The following is an 18,810-nucleotide window of genomic DNA, read 5'->3' on the forward strand; positions in this document are numbered from 1 at the left end:
GGAACCTCCGGAAGGCTATTCGCGGACCGCCCCCTGGAGCAGCCCTCGGATGAAGTGGCGCTGGAGGAACAGGTAGAAGATCACGACCGGCGTCGCGACGATCACGGATCCGGCGGCGAGCAGGGCGAAGTCGGAGGTGTACTGGCCCTGGAAGAAGGCCAGCCCGAGCGGCGCGGTGCGCAGCCCCTCGCTGGTCACCATGATCAGCGGGATCAGGAACTCGTTCCACGTCCACATGAAGACCAGCAGGACCAGGGTGACGATCGCGGGCCTGGCCGGGGGCACGAGCACCTGCCAGAGTGTCCGCCAGACCGAGGCCCCGTCGATGCGGGCGGCCTCGACGATGGCGCGGCTGGAGGAGCGGAAGTAGGCCCGCATCCAGAACGTGCCGAACGCCACCGACAGCGCCACCTGCGGCAGCGCCACCGCCCAGAAGGTGTCGGTCAGCCCGAGCGTGCGCAGGTCGAAGTAGAGGGGTACGGCGATGGCCTCGCTCGGCATCATGATCCCGAGCAGGAACAGGTAGAACAGCGCGTTTTGCCCGCGAAAGCGCATGGTGCCGAAGGCGTACCCGCTCATGATCGACAGGGTGACGCTGACGACCACGACGAACGCCGACACCCCGAGGCTGGTGCGCAGGTAGGTGTGGAAGTGCCCGGTCTCCCAGGCGACCGCGAACCCCTCGACGCCGCCCCCGGCCGCGGCCCGCAGGACGGTGAGGATGGGGAAGAGGGCGAACACCGCGAACACCGACAGGATCGCGTAGTTGCCCAGCCGCTCGGCGCGTGAGATCACGGGGCGCTCCTGTCGGCGAAGCGGTTGATCGCGAAGGAGATCGCGAAGATGACGAGGGTCAGCGTGACCCCGATCGCCGCCGCGGAGCCGACCTGGCCGAGTTCGAAGGCGCGGTGGTAGACCTCGTAGGACGGCACCGAGGTGGAGTTGCCCGGCCCGCCCCCGGTGGTGATGTAGACCAGGTCGAACGTGCGCAGCGCGGCGATCACCGTCAGCGTGAGCGCGACCGCGATCTCCCCGCGCACGGACGGCAGCGTGACGGCGAAGAACTCGCGCACCGCGCCCGCGCCGTCGAGCCGGGCAGCCTCGTACAGCTCCAGCGGGATCTTGCTCATCCCGGCCAGCATCAGCACGGTCACCAGCCCGGTCTCGAACCAGGTGCCGACCACGCCGACGGCCGGCAGCGCGAAGGTGTAGTCGCCCAGCCAGCCCCGCGCCAGCCCGCCGAGCCCGACCGCTTCGAGCAGGGCGTTCAGCGAGCCGTCGGAGGAGTACACCTGCCGCCAGGCGACGGCCACCACGACCATGGCCACCACCTGCGGCAGGAACACCACCGTGCGGAAGAACCCCAGCCCGCGCACCTTGGCGTGGTTGAGCACCGCCGCCAGCATCAGCCCGATCGCCAGCGGCAGCACCGCGTAGAAGAACATGAGCACCAGGGCGTGCCCGAAGGCGGCGCGCAGTTCCCCGTCGGCCACGATCGCCGCGTAGTTGTCCAGCCCCGCCCACGTGCCGAGCGTCAGCCCGTCCCAGTCGTAGAGCGACAGTTGCACCGCCCGGCCGATCGGGTAGAGCAGGAAGGCGGCGTAGACGGCGAAGGCGGGCAGCAGGAACAGGTACGCGACGCGGCGGGGCTCGCCTGGCGGCCGGGTCATCCGTTGCTGTCCACGAACTTCTTGTAGTCGGTCTCCAGCGTGCCCAGGAACTCCTCGGGCGTCGCCTTCTTGGCCAGCAGGTCCTGCAGCGCCGCGCCGAGCGTGTCGGCGAAGGTCGGGGTGGCGTAGTCGAGGTACGGCAGCAGCCCGTCCTGCTTGGTGACGGCGGCGAAGGCGGTGAACATGTCCTTGTCCGGCCCCTCGGCCACCGTCTGCTGGTCGGTGTCGGCGACCGGCAGCAGGCCGTTCTGGGTGAGCACCTTCATGGCGTCGGCGTTGGTGATGAAGTCGACGTAGGCCGCCGCCGCGTCCGGGTTGGGGCTCTTGGCGGTGACCGCGAACGGCAGGCCGGTGCCGCCGGTGGCCGCCGGCGTGCCGGGAGGCAGGACGAAGCCCAGCTCCTTGCCCATGGACTTGCCGAGCTCGCCGATCAGCCAGCTCCCGCCGATGTAGAAGACGCCCTTGCCCTTGCCGAACGCCTGCCAGGAGGCGTCGTAGCCGAGGCCGTTGACGTCCTTGTTGAGGTAGCCCTTGTCCATCCACTCGACGAGTTGCTGGGCGGCCTTGGTGTTCTCCGGCGTGGACCAGGTGGCGCCCTTGCGGCCGAAGCCGAGCGTGGCGATCTGCTCCTTCGGCGCGAACTGGCCCTGGACGGTGCCGAACACGTGCACGGCGGGCCACTTGTCGAGGTTGCCGAGCATCAGCGGCTGCTCGCCCGCCTGCTTGGCCTTCTCCAGGGCGCTCTGGAAGTCGGCCCAGGTCGTCGGCGGCTGGAGGCCCAGCTTGGTGAGCTTGGTGCGGTTGTAAAGCAGGCCGACGACCTCGCCGGCCTGGGGCAGGCCGTACACGCTGCCCTGCCCGAAGTCCTTGCCGTCGGGGGTGTAGCTGACGTACTGCAGGACGGACTGGGGGAAGCGCTTCTTCCAGCCGTAGGCGTCGGCGTAGGCGTCGAGCGGGCGGAGCTGGCCGGCCTTGACGAAGGCGCCCATCTGGGGGCGGCCGTTGTTGGCCTGGACCACGTCCGGCGGCTCGTTGCCGCTCAGGGCCAGGCGCAGCGTGGTGTTGAGGTCGTCGAAGGAGCGCGAGACCCGCTTGATCGTGATGTTGGGGTACTTGGTCTGGAAGGCGGTGTTGAGCGCGGTCATCTGGGCGTTCTGCGCGCCGCGTACCTCCTGGTCCCAGACGGTCAGCGTCACCTTGCCGAGGGCGGCGGCGTCGGTGCGTACCGCGGCCGGGCTCGACGGGGCCGCCGACGAGGCGGGCGGAGCCGAGGAGCCGGGGGCGCAGGCGGCCGCGGCGAGCGCCACGGCACCGGCGGCCAGCGCGGCGCGCGTGGAGGCTTTCATGGTTGCTCCTTCTGGGCGGGCGGCTGGGGAGCCATCCCCAGGTCGGCGTAGCGGGCGATGGTCGCGGCGGCCCGGCGGACCGCGCCTACCGGCACCGCGGGGACCAGGGTGTCGAGGAAGGCGTAGCGCCGGGCCAGGGACTCGCCGTACGCGCCGGTGTGCCCGGCGGCGGCCCGTACCTCGTGCCACCAGTCGGCGATGTCGCCCCAGCCCGGCGCGGCCAGCGACCCGCCGAACTGCTGGACGGCCAGCGCCGCGCAGAGCCCCGCGAACGACAGCCGGTCGGTCAGCGGCCACTCGCACAGCGTGCCGAGCACGAACGCGGCGCCGAAGACGTCGCCGGCGCCGGTGGGGTCGAGCGCGTTGACCCGCGGCGAGGGCGTGAACGCCTCCTCGCCGGTCGTGGAGTCGATGGCCATCGCGCCGTTGGCGCCGTCGGTGACCACGGCGACCGGGACCCGGTCGGCGATGGCGTAGAGCGCGTCGCGCGGGGTGTCCATGCCGGTGTAGGCCATGGCCTCGACGGCGTTCGGCATGAAGGCGTGGCAGACGGCGAGCTGGTCGAGCAGCGAGCGCGGCCACGCGCCCGAGGGGTCCCAGCCGACGTCGGCGAAGACCAGCGAGCCGTCGCGGTAGGCCAGGTCGGCCCAGTTGGGCTCGCTCTCCACACCGCCGAGCGGCTGGTCGGGCGAGAGCGTGACGATGACGGCGCGGGTGTGCGGCGGCTTGCCGATCATCTCGGAGGCGGCCATCGGCGAGGGATGACCGTGGGTGACCATGCTGCGGTCGCGGTCGACGGCCATGGAGACGGTGACGGGTGAGTGCCAGTGCTCGAAGCGGCGTGACCTGGACAGGTCGACGCCCTCCTGCTCCTCCAGCGTCCGCCAGCAGAAGTCGCCGTAGTCGTCGTCGCCGAACGCGGCGGCCAGCGAGGTGCGCAGGCCCAGGCGGCTGGCGGCGATGGCGAGGTTGGCGATGCCGCCGGGGCACGAGCCCATCCCCTCGGCCCACACCTCACTGCCGGCGGTGGGCATCGCGGGCAGGCCGGTGAAGACGATGTCCAGGAAGACCGTGCCTGCCAAGAAGACGTCGAACTGGGGGCCCTCGGAGCTTCGCCGCTGGGCGAGAGGGTCGTACACGATAGCCGGTCCTCCTCGACAGATCGAAGATGTGCGCAATCTTGCACGTTTGCTGGCTCATAGCAAGGGCCAGTGGTAAATCGTGCTCACTCATGCGCGAAAATGACTGATACGATCCGTACGTGCTTCAGCGCCTCCGGCATGAAGAGATCATGCGCCGCGTCCGGCTGTCCGGCGCCACGAGCGTGCACGACCTGGCCAGGCAGCTCGGCGTGAGCCCCTCCACCATCCGGCGCGACCTGGAGGTCCTCGACCGCGACGGCACGCTCAAGCGCGTGCGCGGCGGCGCCCTGCCCACCGTCGACGCCGACACCGACATGCCGTTCGCGCAGGTCGCCGCCATCCACGAGGGCGACAAGGAGGCGGTCGCGGTGCGGGCGGGGCATCTCGTGCGCGAGGGCGAGGTGGTCCTGCTCGACATCGGCACCACCACGATGCGCCTGGCCAGGCAGTTGCGCGGGCGCCGGGTCACCGTGGTCACCTCCAGCCTGGCCGTGCTCGACGTGCTACGCGCCGATCCCGAGGTGGAGCTGCTGCTGCTCGGGGGGATGGTGCGGCGGCCGTACCACTCGCTGGTGGGGGTGCTCACCGAGGAGGCGCTGCGCCAGGTGGTCGCCGACCGGGTCTTCCTCAGCGCGAGCGGCGTGCGCCGCGACGGGCAGGTCGTCGACACGACGCTGGCCGAGGTGCCGCTGAAGCGGGCCATGATCGCCGCGGCGGGGCAGGTGGTGCTGCTGGCCGACCGGCACAAGTTCCCCGGCACCGGCGCGCTGCGGGTGTGCGGTCCGGAAGACCTCGACGTCGTCGTCACGAACGACGGCGCCGACGACAGCACGCTGCGCGCCTGCGCGGCGTCCGGCGCGGAGGTGGTGCTCGCATGAAACTGGCCGTTCTCGGCGGCGGGGGCTTCAGGGTCCCTCTCGTGTACGGCGCGCTGCTGCGTGACCAGGCGAAGCCGCGCGTGGAGGAGGTGGTGCTCCACGACGTCTGCGAGCAGCGGCTGGCGGCCATCGAGCACGTGCTGGGCCAGCTCGCCGCCGGGCACGAGCGCCCGCCGCGGGTGCGCGTGACCACCGACCTGGACTCCGCGCTGGCCGACGCCGGCTTCGTCTTCTCCGCCATCCGCGTGGGCGGGCTGGCGGGCCGTACCGCCGACGAGCGGGTGGCGCTGGAGTTCGGGCTGCTCGGACAGGAGACGACGGGGCCGGGCGGCGTCTCGTTCGGGCTGCGCACGATCCCGGTGGCGGTGCGCGTGGCCGAGCGGGTGGCCGCGGTGGCGCCGCGGGCCTGGGTCATCAACTTCACGAACCCGGCCGGGATGATCACCGAGGCCATGCGGGGCGTGCTCGGCGACCGGGTCGTCGGCATCTGCGACTCGCCGATCGGGCTGATCAGGCGGACCGCGGCGGCGCTCGGGCTGGAGCCGTCCCGGGTCTCCCCCGACTACGTGGGGCTCAACCACCTCGGCTGGCTGCGCGGGATGGTCCACGACGGCCGTGACGTGCTGCCGGGGCTGCTGGCCGACGACGTGGCGCTGCGGCAGGTGGAGGAGGCGCGGATCTTCGGCGGCGACTGGGTGCGCACGCTCGGCGCGCTGCCCAACGAGTACCTGTACTACTACTACTTCAACCGCGAGTCCGTGGCCGCGGCCCAGGCCGCCGGGCAGACCAGGGGCGAGGCGCTGGTCGCGCAGCAGGACCGCTTCTACTCCGCGGTGCGCGAGCGTCCCGGCGACGCGCTGGCCGAGTGGACCAGGACCCGCCGCGAGCGCGACGCCAGCTACATGGCCGACACGCGCGACCTCACCGGCGCCGGTGAGCGGGAGACGGCCGACCTCCAGGCGGGCGGGTACGAGGGGATCGCGCTGGCGCTCATGGCGGCGATCGCGCGGGGCGAGCCGTCCACGATGATCCTCAACGTGCGCAACGGCGGCGCCGTACCCGGGCTGCCAGCCGAGGCCGTGGTGGAGATCCCGTGCGCGGTGAGCGGCGCGGGGATCCACCCGCTGGCCACCCGGCCGCTGCCCGGCCGGTTCCTGGGGCTGATGCAGCAGGTCAAGGCGGTGGAGCAGACGACCATCGAGGCGGCGCTCACCGGGTCCTCCGCGCTGGCGGTCGAGGCGCTGGCCCTGCATCCGCTGGTCGACTCCGTGGGTACGGCCCGCCGGCTGCTCGACGCGTACCGGGGACGCATCCCCGAGCTGGCCGCCGTCCTCCCCCGCTGAAAAGCCTCTTGCCAGGAGACCGCTCTATCTCTACTGTAAACCTCAGTATCCGGTGGACACAAAGTCTCCGGGGGACGAGTGAAAGAGATAGGGGACACTCATGTCGCTCTTCGTCAACCTGCACGTCAAGGACCTGCCCGCCAGCCTCGGTTTCTTCGAGAAGCTCGGCTACAGCGTCGACGAGCAGATGACCACCGACGACGCCGGCTGCGTGAACCTGGGCGAGGGCGTCTCCCTCCTCCTGGTCACGGAGCCGTTCTTCACCTCCATCACCCGCAGGGCGATCCCGGACACGGGCGCGAGCACCGAGGTGGCGCTCGCGCTGCAGGTGGAGGGCGAGCGCGGCAAGGTGGACGAGATGCTCGCGACCGCGCTGGCCAACGGCGCGACCGAGGCGGGCGAGCCCGAGGACAACGAGTACATGTACAGCCGCAGCTTCCGGGACCTCGACGGTCACCTCTGGAGCGTTCTCGTCATGGGCTGACGTGTCTTGTGTAAACAGAGGTATCCTCAAGACACACCGTCTGGTGGAGTCCGAGGAGGAGCGCATGGCGACAGGAAGCAAGATCGAGGAACTCCTGTGGGAACAGCCCGCGCCCGCCCGGCCGTCGCTCAGCCTTCCCAGCATCGCCCAGGCGGCCATCGCGATCGCCGACGCCGAGGGCATCGAGGCGGTCTCGATGCAGCGGGTGGCGGGTGACCTGGGGTTCACCAAGATGTCGCTCTACCGGTACGTCTCCAGCAAGGCCGACCTCGTCGCCGTGATGATCGAGCGGGCGGTGGGCGATCCGCCCGATCTGTCGGGCATCGAGGGCGGCTGGCGGCCCAGGCTGGAGGAGTTCGCCCGGCTCGTGGCGGCGGTGTGGGCGCGGCACCCGTGGCTGCCGTGGGCCACGGTGGGCGACCGGATGATGGGGCCGCGCGAGATCGGCTGGACCGAGGCGGCCGTGGGCGCCCTGGCCGGCACCGGTCTGAGCGGCGGCGAGCGCATGGACGCGGCGCTGCTGATCTTCGGCCATCTGCGCAACACGCAGTCGCTGGCCACGGCCGGGACCCAGCCGTGGGCCGAGGACCGTCAGGCCAGCCCGGCCCTGGCCCGGATACTCGACCGGCACGCCGACCGCTTCCCCGCCCTGGTGGAGGCGCTGGCCGACGTGGGCGACGCGCCGCGCGACTCGGGCCGCTCGTTCGGCCTGGCCTGCGTCCTGGACGGCCTCGCCACCCGCATCACCCCCCACCCCTAACCCCACACCAAACCCCACCACCCGGCCCCACACGCGCCCCCGACCCACCCGGGCCGACCCCGCGCTGGTGGTGCCGAGCGACCGTCCCGGCCCGCCCCTGGGCGCGGCGCCTCACGGGTCGCGCCGGAACGGGCGCGCCACGGGTCACGGGTCACGCCGGAGCTGCAGCACGGCGCGTCATGCCCGAGCGGGTCGCGCCGGAGTGCCGGCACCACGGGGCGGGACCAAGCGGGCACACCACAGGGAAACCCGGCGAAGCGGGCGCATCACCGGAAACCCGGGTTGCCCTGGTGGGGTCAGGGTGGGGTGGTCAGGCGGCGGGCGTAGTTCTGCATGGGGCGCTCGAGGTAGCGGTAGGTGAGCCAGCTCGCCGGCAGGATCAGCAGCAGGCACAGCAGGCTGACCCCGATCTGCAGGGGCGCGGGCGCCCAGCGCAGGTCGCCGGTCACCGCGATCACCCCCGTCAGGATCGGCAGGTGCAGCAGGTACAGCGAGTAGCTGATCACCCCGAGCCACACCAGCGACCTGGGCAACCGCCGATCACGCAGGAGCATGCCGACCGCGAACGTGGCCGCCGCCAGCACGATCGTGGTGATCCACACCCGCGGCTGCACCCACCACCACCCCGCGTCGCGCGCCCACACCGGGGTCAGCGCGACGAGGATCGCGGCCACCGCCACCGGCCACAACCGCCCGATCCCGTGCGCCCACCGGTGGATCGCGGTCCCGGCGAACATCACCGACAGGATCGCCGCCCCGAACCACGGCGTGGGGCTGGCGGTCAGCAGCAGGGAGAGGGCCATGACGCCGAGGACCACGGCGGCAGCAGTACGGAAATATCCGGTCATGACGCAGGTGAGGCCCAGCACGAAGACGGCCAGCGACACCCAGGACAGCCACGCGCCCGTCAGGGGCGCGTTGGTCAGCATGAGCCCGGCGGCCATCGCGGCGGCGGCGAAGGCCACCGCGACCGCGCCGCGCCCCACCCGCACCCCCGCCACGAACAGCGCGGCGACCAGCAGGTAGAAGACCATCTCGTACGACAGGGTCCACATGGTGTTGACCAGCCCGCCCGCCCCGACCACGTCGAGGAGCATGGTGGCGTGCGAGGCCAGCGCCGACGGATCGCGGGGAACCTCGCGCCGCACCGGCAGCCAGAACGACAGGATCAGCACGATCGCGATCACCGCCAGGTAAAGCGGGTAGAGGCGGAAGAAGCGGCTGATCCAGAAGGCGCGCACGTCGCCCTTGCGTTCCAGGGAAACGGGGATGATGTAGCCGCTGACCAGGAAGAAGACGAGCACGCCGTACATGCCGAGGTTGAAGGACGTGGGGCGCAGCCAGGGCATCGCCCAGGTCAGCAGGTGCTCGCCCACGACGGCGAGCGCGCCGAGACCGCGCAGGGCGTCGAGCCAGGCCAGCCGCGCGGTCGTCCCGGTGGCGACGGCGGCGGGGGGAGCGGACGCGGGCAGGGCGGCGGCGACGTCGTCAGGACGGGCGGCAGGCATATAGACCAACGTACCGAAGTGTCGGGAAAATCACCTTCAGTCCTGGATCAAGGTTCTTGCGGAGAAAATAGGTTAGTCTTACCTAACTTGCGAGGCACCGCTGGTTTCGCCGTGCCGTTCCATGATGCACAAGGATCAATCCATGCCGTTGAGGTTCCCCCGTGCGCGCCGCCATGCGCTCACTCTGTCCACCGCCGTCGCCGCGGCCGCCCTCGCGCTCGGCGCCTGCTCCGCCCCGGCGGAGAAGCCCGCCGCGGAGCAGCCCGCCGAGCAGCCCGCCGCGCAGAAGGCCACCGGCGCCTTCCCCGTCACCATCGACAGCGCGCTCGGCCAGGCGAAGATCACGCAGCAGCCCAAGCGCGTGGTCACCCTCGGGCAGGGTTCGGCGGAGACCGCGATCGCGCTCGGGATCGTGCCCGTCGGCATCGAGAGCTACGCCTGGGGCAGCGACCAGTCCGGCTACCTGCCCTGGATCCACGAGGCGGTGACCAAGTCCGGCGGCACGCTGCCGAAGCAGTTCACCGGCGGCGAGGACATCGACGTCGACACCATCGTCGAACTCGAGCCCGACGTGATCCTCGCCCCGTGGTCCGGCATCACCAAGGAGCAGTACTCGGTGCTGTCCGGCATCGCGCCCACCGTGGCCTACCCGGACCTGCCGTGGAGCACGAACTGGGACCAGCAGATCGAGATCGTCTCCAAGGCGCTCGGCAAGCCGGAGGAGGCGCCCAAGCTCATCTCCGGCATCAAGCGGCGCCTCGCCGACGCCGCCGCGACCCGCCCGCAGTACAAGGACGTGAGCTTCTCCTACATCTACACCACCGGCCCCGGCACGCTCGGCGTCTTCAAGCCCGAGGAGCAGCGCGTGGCGATGGTCTCCATGCTGGGCCTGACCCCCGACCCGGTGGTGAACGAGTTCAAGGAGACCGAGGGCACCGACTCGGCCCTCATCGGCCTGGAGAACGCGCAGAAGCTCGCCAAGAGCGACCTCGTCTTCACCTTCTACACCGACGCCAAGACCCGTAAGGAGATCGAGGCGCAGAAGCTCTACGCCGCCATCCCCGCGATCAAGCGCGGCGGCGTCGTCGCCGGCGACGACACCCCGTTCGTCACCGCGTCCTCGATCATCAACCCGCTCACCGTCCCGTGGGTGGTCGACCGCTACCTCCCGCTGATCGACAAGGCCGTCGCCACCGTCGAGAAGTGACCGCCCTGTCGAAGGCGCCGGCGTTGCTCGCCGCGCTCGCCGTGCTCGCCCTCGCCGTCCTGGCGAGCGTCGCGTTCGGCAGCCACCCCACCACCCCGGCCGACGTTCTCGACGTCCTGTACGGCACCGCCGACCAGAACACCACGACGGTCGTCGAGAGCCGCTACCCACGCACCGCGCTCGGCCTGCTGGCTGGCGCCTGCCTGGCCGTGGCGGGGACGCTCATGCAGGGCGTCACCCGCAACCCGCTGGCCGACCCGGGCCTGCTCGGCGTCACCGCGGGCGCCTCGGCCGCGATCGTGACCGCGATGGCCTTCCTCGGCGCCTCCGGGCAGGCCGGCGCCGTCTGGTGGGCGCTGCCCGGCGCGCTGCTGGCCGGGCTGCTCGTGCACGTCATCGGCTCGGCCGGGGCGGGAGCCGGGCTGTCGCGGCTGGTGCTGGCGGGCGCGGTGGTCTCGGCCGTGCTGACCGCGTACGTGCAGGCGGTGACGCTCAGCAACCCCAAGGTCTTCGACAGCTACCGCTACTGGGTGGTCGGCGCGCTCGGCGGGCGCGACTTCCCGGTCCTGACGTCGGTGCTGCCGCTGGCCGCCGCCGGTCTGGTGCTGGCGCTGGTGAGCGCGCCCGGCCTCAACGCGCTCGCGCTCGGCGAGGAGTCCGCCGCGGCGCTCGGCGCGAGCCCGGCGCTGACGCGCTCGGGCGGGATGCTGGCGGCGGTCCTGCTCAGCACGGCGGCGACCGCGGCCGTGGGGCCCATCGCGTTCGTGGGGCTGGCGGTGCCGCACGTCGTGCGGGCGCTGGCCGGCGTGGACTTCCGCGCGCAGGTGGTGTTCTCGCTCGTGGCGGGGCCCGCGCTGCTCCTGCTCGCCGACGTCGCCGGGCGGCTGGTGCTGCGCCCGCAGGAGCTCATGGTGGGCGTGGTGACCGCGTTCATCGGGGCGCCGGCGCTGCTGCTGGCCGTACGGAAGATGAAGGGGGGCGCATGAAGGCGCGCGGCCGTCTCACGGCCGGGCGGGCGGTGGCGCTGCCGGTGGCCCGCGCCTCGGTGCTGGCCGCCCTGCTCACGCTTTCGCTCCTGCTCGTGGCGGCGCTCGCCACGCTGTCGCTGGGCCGGCTCGGCATCGCGCCGGCCGACCTGCTGGGCGCGCTGACGCGGGGCGCGACGGGCAAGCAGGCGTTCGTGCTCGAACGGCTGCGCGGCCCCCGCCTGGTCGTGGCCGTCGGCACCGGGGCGGCGCTGGGCCTTTCGGGCGCGCTGTTCCAGACCGTCACCCGCAACCCGCTGGCCAGCCCGGACGTGATCGGGCTGAACGCCGGCGCGGGCGCCGGCGCCGCCGTGGTGGTGCTGATGCTGCCGGGAGCGCTGCCCGCCCCGCTGGGCGCGCTGCTCGGCGCGGTGCTGGCGATGGCGCTGGTCTACGGCGCGACCGGCACCGGATTCCGCAACCCCGGGCGGCTCATCGTGGCCGGCATCGGCGTCAACGCGATCGCGATCGCCTTCACCCACTACGTGGTCTACGCGGTGGAGCGCGACAAGGCGAGCGTGCTGACCGCCTACGTCAACGGCAGCCTGGCCGCCCGCTCGTGGGAGCACGCCCTGACCGTCTGGGTGGTGCTGCTGGCCGTGACGCCGCTGGTGGCGCTGCTGTCCGGGCGGCTGACCATCGCGGAGATGGGCGACGAACTGGCCGCGAGCCTCGGCGCCGAGCCGGTCCGCACCAGGACCGCCGCGGTGGTGCTGTCGGTCGTGCTGTCGGCCGCGGCAGTCGCCGTCGCCGGGCCGATCGCGTTCGTCGCGCTGACCGCCCCGCAGATCGCGCGCCGCCTGACCCGCCTGCCGGGACCGCACCTGACGCTGTCGGCCCTGGCCGGCGCGCTGCTGCTGGTGCTGGCCGACCTGGCCGCGCAGCAGTCGCCGCTGCCGGTCAACCTGCCCGTCGGCGTCTACACCCTGGCCGTCGGCGGCCTCTACCTCGGCTACCTGCTGGTCCGCGAATGGAAGAAGGGCACCCTGTGAGCACCGGCCTGGCCGCGCGCGGCCTCACCGTCTCCTACGGCGGCGACCCCGTCGTACGCGAGGTCAGCCTGGACATCCCGCCCGGCGGCTTCACCATGGTCATCGGCCCGAACGGCTGCGGCAAGTCCACCCTGGTCAAAGCCCTGGCCAGGGTACTGAAGCCGGCCGAGGGCACGATCACGCTGCACGGGCGCGACCTGTGGTCGTACCGGGCCAGGGAGGCGGCCAGGCACCTGGCGCTGCTGCCGCAGAACCCCGTCGCCCCCGACGGCATCACCGTCGGCGGCCTGGTACGGCGTGGCCGCTACCCCCACCACACGCTGCTGCGCCAGTGGTCACCCGACGACGACGCCGCGATCGGCTTCGCCCTGGAGCGCACCGGCCTGCGCGAGCTGACCGGGGCGCAGGCCGGCCGGCTGTCCGGCGGCCAGCGGCAAAGGGCGTGGATCGCGATGGTCCTGGCCCAGCAGACGGACCTGCTGCTGCTCGACGAGCCGACGACGTTCCTGGACATCTCCCACCAGTACGAGCTGCTGGAGCTCTGCCGCGAGCTGCACGAGGAGGGCCGGACCATCGTGGCCGTCCTGCACGACCTCAACCAGGCGGCCCGCTTCGCCACCCACCTGGTCGTCATGGACGCCGGCCGCGTGATCGCCGAGGGCGCGCCGGCCGAGGTGCTCACGCCGGAGCTGGTCAAGCGGGTGTTCGGGCTCGACTGCGACATCGTGCCCGACCCGCGCAGGTCCACGCCGATGGTGATCCCGCACTGACGGGCACTTGCGCGGGCCGCGCCCGGCCTGCCATCCTGGCTCACATGATCGTCATCAGAAAGGGCGTGCGCGCCCTCGCTCCGTGAGTGAGCGGCGGCGGCCGGTGGCCGCCGACCTCCACGACGAATGGCTGGGCTGGGCGTTGTCGACGCGGCCCGCCGACCGACCCGCCGCAGAGGCGGCCGTCACCTCCCTGTACGCACGGCTCGGCCGTCCCGCGCCCGCGTTCGTCTGGGCGGACTCCCCCGGCGCCGCCCTGGAACACGTGCCACGCGGCATCCCCCTCCGGGCCTTCAACCGGCTGAACTCGGCCGCCGACCTGTCCGCGGGCCAGCGCCTCGCGACCCTCGTCTCCGGACTGCGCCACGCCCTCGACCAGCGCGTCGGCCACGACTGGAACCCCGGCTGGTCGCCCGGCAGGCCCCACCGGCTCGACGCCGTCGTCCGCGACCCGCTGCGCGAGACCCTCCGCGACGGCGTGTGCTCCCCCATCCGCCTGGCGCTCCCCCTCGCCGACCGCCTCACCTGGTACGGCCAGCACGACGCCTACTGGATCGCCCACTACGACGCCTGGAGTCGCATCGGCGGACGCCACTACGGCTCCCTGTCCGCCCACCTCGAACCCTGGGCCGACCTGGCCAGATCCTGCGGCTGGTGGTGGCCGCTGGAGGACCGCTGCGTGCTCGCCGAGCGCCCGCGCTCCATCCGCCTGCGCGACGGCCGCCTGCACCACGACGACGGCCCGGCCGTCACCTTCCCCGACGGCTGGTCCGTGCACGCGCTCGGCGGCTTCGTCGTCCCCGAGTGGGTCATCACCGGCCCCACCCCGGAGAAGATCGCCGCGGAGCCGAACGTCGAGGTCAGGCGGCTGGCCATCGAACGCCTCGGCTGGACCCGCTACATCGAGGAGGCCGGGCTGCGCCTGGTCGCCGCCGCCCCCGACCCCGGCAACCCGGGCTTCGACCTGGAACTGTACGACCTGCCCCGGACCGCGCTCGGCCGCCGCCCCAGGGTCCTGCTGGCGGTGAACGGCTCGGCGGAACGCGACGGCCGGCGCCGCCGCTACGGCCTCGGCGTCCCCCACTTCATCGACGACCCCGTGGCGGCGGCCGCCTGGACCTACGGCCTGTCCGCCCACCACTACGCCCTGCTGGCCCGGCGCACATGAAAGGAGAGAGCGTGAACCTCGAGACCCTGTCCCTGCGTACCGGCCTGGCCGTCCTGGACCACCTGGAACGGCAGGTCGCCATCCCCGTCCTCGACGGCCTCCAGGCCCAGGGCGACCTGCTGATCGCCCCGATGCCGATGGTCGCCGTGGCCGTCACGTTCCCGCCGTGGGCCGGGTGGGCGGACGTCTTCGGCGCCGGCCTGGAGGTGCTGCGCGGCGCCGCGGGCGGCAATCCGCACACGCTGGTGGCCGACGACGGCGTCTGCGCGTGGACCTGGCACGTGCGCGACACCATGGACCTGGCCCTGGGCGCCTTCCGGTGCACCGCGCCGGTCTACCTGCTGCATCCCGAGCACGGGGCGACCGGGTTCACGCCCGGCACGTGGGTGGTGCGCCGCCAGCGCGAGTTCGACCACCGGGGCTGGCGGCGCGGCGGCGGAGGAACCCGCCTGGTCGCCGACTGACCAACCTGATCGCGGGCAGTGGTCAGCCGCGGCGGGCTCTGGCCAGGAGCCACAGGAGCAGCGGGGCGCCCAGGACGCCCGTCACCACGCCCACCGGCAGCTCAAGGTCGGGGATGAGGCGCCTGGCCACCAGGTCGGCCGCGAGCACCAGGAACGCCCCGGTGAGCGCGGAGGCCAGCGGGGGCGGCCAGGCCGTACCGGCGAGGCGGCGGGCGATCTGCGGGGCGGCGAGCGCGACGAACGCGACGGGACCCGCGGCGGCGGTGCCGAAGGCGACCAGCCCCACGCCCGTCGCCAGCAGCGCGAGCCGCGCCCGCTGCACCGGGGTCCCCAGCACGACCGCGACGTCCTCGCCCAGTTGCAGCGCCCTAGACGTGCGCCCGAGCAGGAGGGTGAGCGGCCCGAGCACGGCGAGGGCGAGGGCAAGCGGCGTCACCTGGTTCCACGTGCGGCCGTTGAGGTTGCCGAACAGCCAGCCGAGCGCGGCCTGCGCCTGGAACGCCTCGGTGATCACCATGAGGTACTCGGTGGCGCTGGTGAACACCCACGACAGCCCGACGCCGACCAGCACGACCCGGTAGCCGGTGACCCCGCGCCGCCAGGCGAGCAGGTAGGTGAGCACCGCGGCGGCCACGGCGCCGGCGACGGCGAGCACCTGCGCGCCGGGCCCGGCCTCGACGCCGAGCACGATCCCCGCCACGACCGCCACCCCTGCGCCCTGCGTGACGCCGATCATGTCGGGGCTGGCCAGCGGGTTGCGGGTCATGGTCTGGAACAGCGCGCCCGACAGGCCGAAGGCGGCCCCCGCCATGAGCCCGACCAGCGCCCTGGGCAGGCGTAGCTGCCAGACGACGAAAAGCCGGCCCTGCTCGCCCTGCCCGAACAGCGCGCCGACGACCTCGCCGAGCCCGAGCGGGATGTCGCCGAGCCCGACCCCGAGGCAGAACGCCAGGAACGCCAGCACGGCCAGGCAGAGGCAGACGGCGACGAGCCGGATCCGCACCTGCCACGAGACGGGCGGGGCGGGCAGGCGGACGGTGAGGTTGGCCATCAGAGCTCCGCGAGACGGGCGCGGCGGGCCAGGATCACGAAGATCGGGCCGCCGATGAACGCGACGATGATGCCGGCCTGCACCTCGATCGGCGCGACGATCATCCGTCCGGCGACGTCGGCGGCCAGCAGCAGGCAGGGGCCGAGCGCCGCCGACAGCGGCAGCAGCAGCCGGTGGTCGCTCTCGCCGCCGGCCCAGCGGGCGACCAGCCTGGCCAGGTGCGGGATGACCAGGCCGACGAAGACCACGGGCCCGATCGCCGCGACCGCGGCGCCGGTCAGAAGCGTCACGGCGGCGGCGCCCTGGAGCCTGACCAGCCCCACCCGGCGGCCCAGCGCCACGGCCACGTCGTCGCCGAGCGCGAGGCTGTTGAGCGCGGGGGCCGAGGCCAGCGCCAGCACCGTGCCCGCCGCAACGAACGGCATGAGCTGCGTGCCCTGACCGGCCAGCGAGCCGGCCGACCAGAAGCGGTAGCGGTTCAGCGACTCGGGGTCGGCCAGCACGACGGCGCTGGTCAGCGAGCTGAGCATGACGGTGACGGCGACGCCGGCCAGCGCCAGCTTCACCGGGGTGAGGCCCTCGCGGCCGAGCCCGCCCAGCACGTACACGGCGACGCTGACCGCCAGCGCGCCGCCGAAGGCGAACCAGACGTAGCCGTAGAGCGAGCCGATGCCGAACGCCGCGATGGCGACGACGACCGCGAACGCGGCGCCGGCGCTGACGCCGAGGATGCCGGGGTCGGCCAGCGGGTTGCGGGTCAGCGCCTGCATGAGCGCGCCGGACAGGCCGAGCGCCGCCCCGGCCATGAGGCCGAGCAGCGTGCGCGGCACGCGTACCGACCAGATGACGTCGTGCACCGCCTTGGCGACCTCGCCGCCGGTCAGCGCCCGCGCGACCTGGTCGAGCGGGATCGCGCGGGCGCCGACCGACAGCGACAGCGCGCACAGCACGACGAGCGCGGCGATCGGCACCCCGAGCAGGATGGCGCCGCGTCCCAGGCGCGCCGCGGGCTGGAGCCCGGCACGTCCGGGCTTCAGCGCGGCGGTCCTCACGAGGAGGGTTCTGGGGTGGTCTCCGGCTTGCCGTCGACCGCCGCCGCGAGCCTCGGAACCAGCCGGTCCAGCAGGTACGGCAGGCTGAGCACCGTGATGAAGGAGGCGGAGTCGGCGAAGTCGGTGCCGTCCACGACGAACACCTCGCGGGCCTGCTTGGCCACCTTGAGGTCCTTGTAGACGTTGTCGCCGCGCAGCGCGGCCACGTCCTTGCCGGCGTTCGTGACGCTCCAGATGAGCACGTCGCGGTCGAGCAGGTCGAGCCGCTCGCGGCTGATGTTGGCGCCGAACTTGTCGCCGATCACCTTGTCGAGGTCGGGCGGGAGCTGGAAGCCGAGCGAGGCCAGCAGGCGGCTGCGCGGGTCCTGGCTGCCGAAGACGAAGTACCCCTCGTACATGCTGGCCATGAGCGCGCCCGCGCCGACGAAGGCGGGATTGTCCTTCTTGACCTGCTCGAAGCGCGCCTCGACACCCTTGACCAAGGTGTCCGCCTCGGCGGGCTTGCCGACGATCGAGCCGACCGTCCTGGTGAGCTCCTGCCACGGGATGCCGTAGTCGATGTACTGCTTCGGCTGGGCGACGGTCGGGGCGATCTGCGACAGCGTCGTGTACTGCTCCTTGGTCAGCCCGGAGTACAGCCCGATGATCAGGTCGGGGCGCAGCGCCGCGATCTTCTCGGCCTGCGGTCCGGTGCCGGTGTCCTTCAGCACCTGGGGTACGGCCGCGCCGCCCAGCCTGCCCGCGGCCCAGGGGCCGACCGCGCCGGGGTGCTCGCCGAACCACTCGGTGGTGCCCACGGGGACCACGCCCAGGGCGAGCAGGGCGTCCTGCTCGACGAGGCCGACGGTGACCACGCGCTGGGGCGGGGCCTTGACGGTGGTGCTGCCGTACTTGTGCTCGACGGTGACCGGGGTGAACCCCTTGGCCGCCGGGGCGCTCGTGGCGGGGGCGGAGGTGAGGTTGTCCGGCGCGCAGGCGACCGCGCCGAGGAGGACGGAGAGCGCCAGGATGACGCGCTTCACGAGTTGTTCTCCGCCCTGCCCATGCGCCAGTAGCCCATGAAGGCCACGGCGCGCTTGTCCATTCCGCGCTCGGCGACCAGGTGCCGCCGCATCGCCCTGATCATGGCCGCCTCTCCGGCCAGCCAGGCGTAGAGGGGTCCTTCCGCCTGCTCTTCGGGCACCTCCCAGAGCTCGTCGACGTCGACGTCGATGTCCTGAATGTCGATGTCCTGGAAGGCGTCGGCGGGCTTCTGGTCGGGCAGCAGGCGTCCCGCGGCGGCCTCGACGGCCGGGATGAGCTTCTCGCCGTGCTCGCCGCCCTCGCGGGCCAGCCAGGTGACGGTGACCTCGCTCGGGGAGTCGACGGGCAGGAAGTCGCCCGCGTGCGGCACCTCGATGAGCGCCTCGCCGCGGGCGCCGGCGGGCAGCCGCTCCAGGGTGGCGCAGATCGCGGGGGCGGCGGTCTCGTCGCCGGCCATCAGGAGGGCGCCGGTGCCCTCCGGCGGCCGGAACTCCAGGCCGCCGTGCGGCTCGCCGTAGCGGGCGTCGGGGCCGAACAGCCCGATCTCGTCGCCGGGCCGGACGGCGCCGGCCCAGCGCGCGGCGGGGCCGCCGTCGCCGTGCAGCACCACGTCCACGTCCACCTCGCGCAGGTCCGGCCGCACGTTGCGGACGGTGTAGGTGCGCATCGGGTTGCAGCGCTCCTCGGGCAGGGACCGCCAGCGCTGGAACCAGTCGGGGCCGGTCGGGAAGTGCGCGAGGCCGTGCCCGGGCAGGGGGAAGATGAGCTTGATCCGCTGGTCGTACCCGTTGTCGGCGAAGAGGTCGAGGTCCTCCCCCGTGAACGTCACGCGCAGGAAGGACGGGCTGAGCAACTCCAGCCCCCGCACCCGCACATCGAACAAGCGAAAGGGTTCAACCACGGCAAACTCCACTGATCACCCGGGGA

The 18,810-nt window shown here is 72.8% G+C and carries 19 protein-coding genes; 10 read left to right on the top strand and 9 right to left on the bottom strand.

Features of this window, described 5'->3' with window-relative positions; all coding sequences use genetic code 11:
- Positions 1-15: 15 nt before the first annotated feature.
- Genes ACIBEJ_RS25695 through ACIBEJ_RS25710 form a run of 4 tightly spaced genes read right to left on the bottom strand, consistent with a single transcriptional unit; the run spans position 16 to position 4,155 of the window.
- Entirely contained in the window at positions 16-795 is a 780-nt protein-coding gene (locus tag ACIBEJ_RS25695; RefSeq protein WP_397185366.1) for a carbohydrate ABC transporter permease, read from the bottom strand.
- On the bottom strand, positions 792-1,670 hold the full coding sequence (locus ACIBEJ_RS25700) for a carbohydrate ABC transporter permease (protein ID WP_397185367.1): 879 nt from the start codon (positions 1,668-1,670) through the stop codon (positions 792-794). The genes ACIBEJ_RS25695 and ACIBEJ_RS25700 overlap by 4 nt, the downstream gene beginning before the upstream one ends.
- Positions 1,667-3,016 carry an extracellular solute-binding protein gene (locus ACIBEJ_RS25705; protein ID WP_397185368.1) on the bottom strand — a complete coding sequence of 450 codons (1,350 nt, stop codon included), beginning with the start codon at positions 3,014-3,016 and terminating at the stop codon, positions 1,667-1,669. Before ACIBEJ_RS25705 ends, ACIBEJ_RS25700 begins: the two co-directional genes overlap by 4 nt.
- On the bottom strand, positions 3,013-4,155 hold the full coding sequence (locus ACIBEJ_RS25710; protein ID WP_397185369.1) for a carbohydrate kinase family protein: 1,143 nt from the start codon (positions 4,153-4,155) through the stop codon (positions 3,013-3,015). Before ACIBEJ_RS25710 ends, ACIBEJ_RS25705 begins: the two co-directional genes overlap by 4 nt.
- Before the next feature lie 122 nt (positions 4,156-4,277).
- On the opposite strand from ACIBEJ_RS25710, the gene ACIBEJ_RS25715 reads away from it, so the two are divergent.
- The 4 genes from ACIBEJ_RS25715 to ACIBEJ_RS25730 all read left to right on the top strand — a co-directional run bounded on the left by ACIBEJ_RS25715 (position 4,278) and on the right by ACIBEJ_RS25730 (position 7,623).
- On the top strand, positions 4,278-5,036 hold the full coding sequence (locus ACIBEJ_RS25715) for a DeoR/GlpR family DNA-binding transcription regulator (protein ID WP_397185370.1): 759 nt from the start codon (positions 4,278-4,280) through the stop codon (positions 5,034-5,036).
- Positions 5,033-6,379: a 6-phospho-beta-glucosidase gene (locus ACIBEJ_RS25720; RefSeq protein ID WP_397185371.1), complete on the top strand. Its 1,347-nt coding sequence runs from the start codon at positions 5,033-5,035 to the stop codon at positions 6,377-6,379. Before ACIBEJ_RS25715 ends, ACIBEJ_RS25720 begins: the two co-directional genes overlap by 4 nt.
- A 100-nt stretch (positions 6,380-6,479) precedes the next feature.
- Positions 6,480-6,863: a VOC family protein gene (locus ACIBEJ_RS25725; RefSeq protein ID WP_397185372.1), complete on the top strand. Its 384-nt coding sequence runs from the start codon at positions 6,480-6,482 to the stop codon at positions 6,861-6,863.
- Between the two features lie 64 nt (positions 6,864-6,927).
- Positions 6,928-7,623, top strand: a complete 696-nt coding sequence (locus ACIBEJ_RS25730; RefSeq protein ID WP_397185373.1) for a TetR/AcrR family transcriptional regulator — start codon at positions 6,928-6,930, stop codon at positions 7,621-7,623.
- 296 nt (positions 7,624-7,919) lie between these two features.
- Here the strand turns inward: ACIBEJ_RS25730 and ACIBEJ_RS25735 are convergent, their stop codons facing one another.
- A complete protein-coding gene (locus ACIBEJ_RS25735) occupies positions 7,920-9,131 on the bottom strand; it encodes an acyltransferase family protein (RefSeq protein WP_397185374.1) in 1,212 nt (403 codons plus the stop codon).
- 142 nt (positions 9,132-9,273) lie between these two features.
- Here ACIBEJ_RS25735 and ACIBEJ_RS25740 point away from each other — a divergent pair, with 142 nt between their 5' ends.
- The 6 genes from ACIBEJ_RS25740 to ACIBEJ_RS25765 all read left to right on the top strand — a co-directional run bounded on the left by ACIBEJ_RS25740 (position 9,274) and on the right by ACIBEJ_RS25765 (position 14,757).
- The gene (locus ACIBEJ_RS25740) at positions 9,274-10,338 is read left to right on the top strand and encodes an iron-siderophore ABC transporter substrate-binding protein (RefSeq protein WP_397185375.1); all 1,065 of its coding nucleotides are present in this window, start codon (positions 9,274-9,276) and stop codon (positions 10,336-10,338) included.
- Positions 10,335-11,324 carry a FecCD family ABC transporter permease gene (locus ACIBEJ_RS25745; protein WP_397185376.1) on the top strand — a complete coding sequence of 330 codons (990 nt, stop codon included), beginning with the start codon at positions 10,335-10,337 and terminating at the stop codon, positions 11,322-11,324. Before ACIBEJ_RS25740 ends, ACIBEJ_RS25745 begins: the two co-directional genes overlap by 4 nt.
- Positions 11,321-12,355, top strand: coding sequence for a FecCD family ABC transporter permease (locus tag ACIBEJ_RS25750; RefSeq protein ID WP_397185377.1), 1,035 nt, complete (start codon positions 11,321-11,323; stop codon positions 12,353-12,355). The genes ACIBEJ_RS25745 and ACIBEJ_RS25750 overlap by 4 nt, the downstream gene beginning before the upstream one ends.
- Positions 12,334-13,125, top strand: a complete 792-nt coding sequence (locus ACIBEJ_RS25755; protein WP_397185378.1) for an ABC transporter ATP-binding protein — start codon at positions 12,334-12,336, stop codon at positions 13,123-13,125. The genes ACIBEJ_RS25750 and ACIBEJ_RS25755 overlap by 22 nt, the downstream gene beginning before the upstream one ends.
- A gap of 82 nt (positions 13,126-13,207) precedes the next feature.
- On the top strand, positions 13,208-14,293 hold the full coding sequence (locus ACIBEJ_RS25760; RefSeq protein WP_397185379.1) for a DUF6745 domain-containing protein: 1,086 nt from the start codon (positions 13,208-13,210) through the stop codon (positions 14,291-14,293).
- Positions 14,294-14,304: 11 nt separating this feature from the next.
- Positions 14,305-14,757 carry a hypothetical protein gene (locus ACIBEJ_RS25765; protein ID WP_397185380.1) on the top strand — a complete coding sequence of 151 codons (453 nt, stop codon included), beginning with the start codon at positions 14,305-14,307 and terminating at the stop codon, positions 14,755-14,757.
- Between the two features lie 22 nt (positions 14,758-14,779).
- Here ACIBEJ_RS25765 and ACIBEJ_RS25770 read toward each other — a convergent pair whose 3' ends face one another.
- From ACIBEJ_RS25770 to ACIBEJ_RS25785, 4 genes are read right to left on the bottom strand one after another with little or no spacing between them, the layout of a single operon-like run.
- Positions 14,780-15,808 carry a FecCD family ABC transporter permease gene (locus tag ACIBEJ_RS25770; RefSeq protein WP_397185381.1) on the bottom strand — a complete coding sequence of 343 codons (1,029 nt, stop codon included), beginning with the start codon at positions 15,806-15,808 and terminating at the stop codon, positions 14,780-14,782.
- Entirely contained in the window at positions 15,808-16,860 is a 1,053-nt protein-coding gene (locus tag ACIBEJ_RS25775) for a FecCD family ABC transporter permease (RefSeq protein ID WP_397185382.1), read from the bottom strand. Before ACIBEJ_RS25775 ends, ACIBEJ_RS25770 begins: the two co-directional genes overlap by 1 nt.
- Entirely contained in the window at positions 16,857-17,882 is a 1,026-nt protein-coding gene (locus ACIBEJ_RS25780; protein WP_397185383.1) for an iron-siderophore ABC transporter substrate-binding protein, read from the bottom strand. The genes ACIBEJ_RS25775 and ACIBEJ_RS25780 overlap by 4 nt, the downstream gene beginning before the upstream one ends.
- On the bottom strand, positions 17,879-18,784 hold the full coding sequence (locus ACIBEJ_RS25785) for a siderophore-interacting protein (protein WP_397185384.1): 906 nt from the start codon (positions 18,782-18,784) through the stop codon (positions 17,879-17,881). The genes ACIBEJ_RS25780 and ACIBEJ_RS25785 overlap by 4 nt, the downstream gene beginning before the upstream one ends.
- Positions 18,785-18,810: the final 26 nt, after the last annotated feature.

The sequence above is a fragment of the Nonomuraea sp. NPDC050790 genome (genome assembly GCF_044456745.1).
Classification (GTDB): domain Bacteria; phylum Actinomycetota; class Actinomycetes; order Streptosporangiales; family Streptosporangiaceae; genus Nonomuraea.

Coding starts and splice junctions, on each gene's coding strand:
- ACIBEJ_RS25700 (WP_397185367.1), bottom strand. CDS start 1,670: ATGACCCGGCCGCCAGGCGAGCCCCGCCGCGTCGCGTACCTGTTCCTG.
- ACIBEJ_RS25705 (WP_397185368.1), bottom strand. CDS start 3,016: ATGAAAGCCTCCACGCGCGCCGCGCTGGCCGCCGGTGCCGTGGCGCTC.
- ACIBEJ_RS25720 (WP_397185371.1), top strand. CDS start 5,033: ATGAAACTGGCCGTTCTCGGCGGCGGGGGCTTCAGGGTCCCTCTCGTG.
- ACIBEJ_RS25725 (WP_397185372.1), top strand. CDS start 6,480: ATGTCGCTCTTCGTCAACCTGCACGTCAAGGACCTGCCCGCCAGCCTC.
- ACIBEJ_RS25730 (WP_397185373.1), top strand. CDS start 6,928: ATGGCGACAGGAAGCAAGATCGAGGAACTCCTGTGGGAACAGCCCGCG.
- ACIBEJ_RS25735 (WP_397185374.1), bottom strand. CDS start 9,131: ATGCCTGCCGCCCGTCCTGACGACGTCGCCGCCGCCCTGCCCGCGTCC.
- ACIBEJ_RS25740 (WP_397185375.1), top strand. CDS start 9,274: ATGCCGTTGAGGTTCCCCCGTGCGCGCCGCCATGCGCTCACTCTGTCC.
- ACIBEJ_RS25750 (WP_397185377.1), top strand. CDS start 11,321: ATGAAGGCGCGCGGCCGTCTCACGGCCGGGCGGGCGGTGGCGCTGCCG.
- ACIBEJ_RS25755 (WP_397185378.1), top strand. CDS start 12,334: ATGGAAGAAGGGCACCCTGTGAGCACCGGCCTGGCCGCGCGCGGCCTC.
- ACIBEJ_RS25770 (WP_397185381.1), bottom strand. CDS start 15,808: ATGGCCAACCTCACCGTCCGCCTGCCCGCCCCGCCCGTCTCGTGGCAG.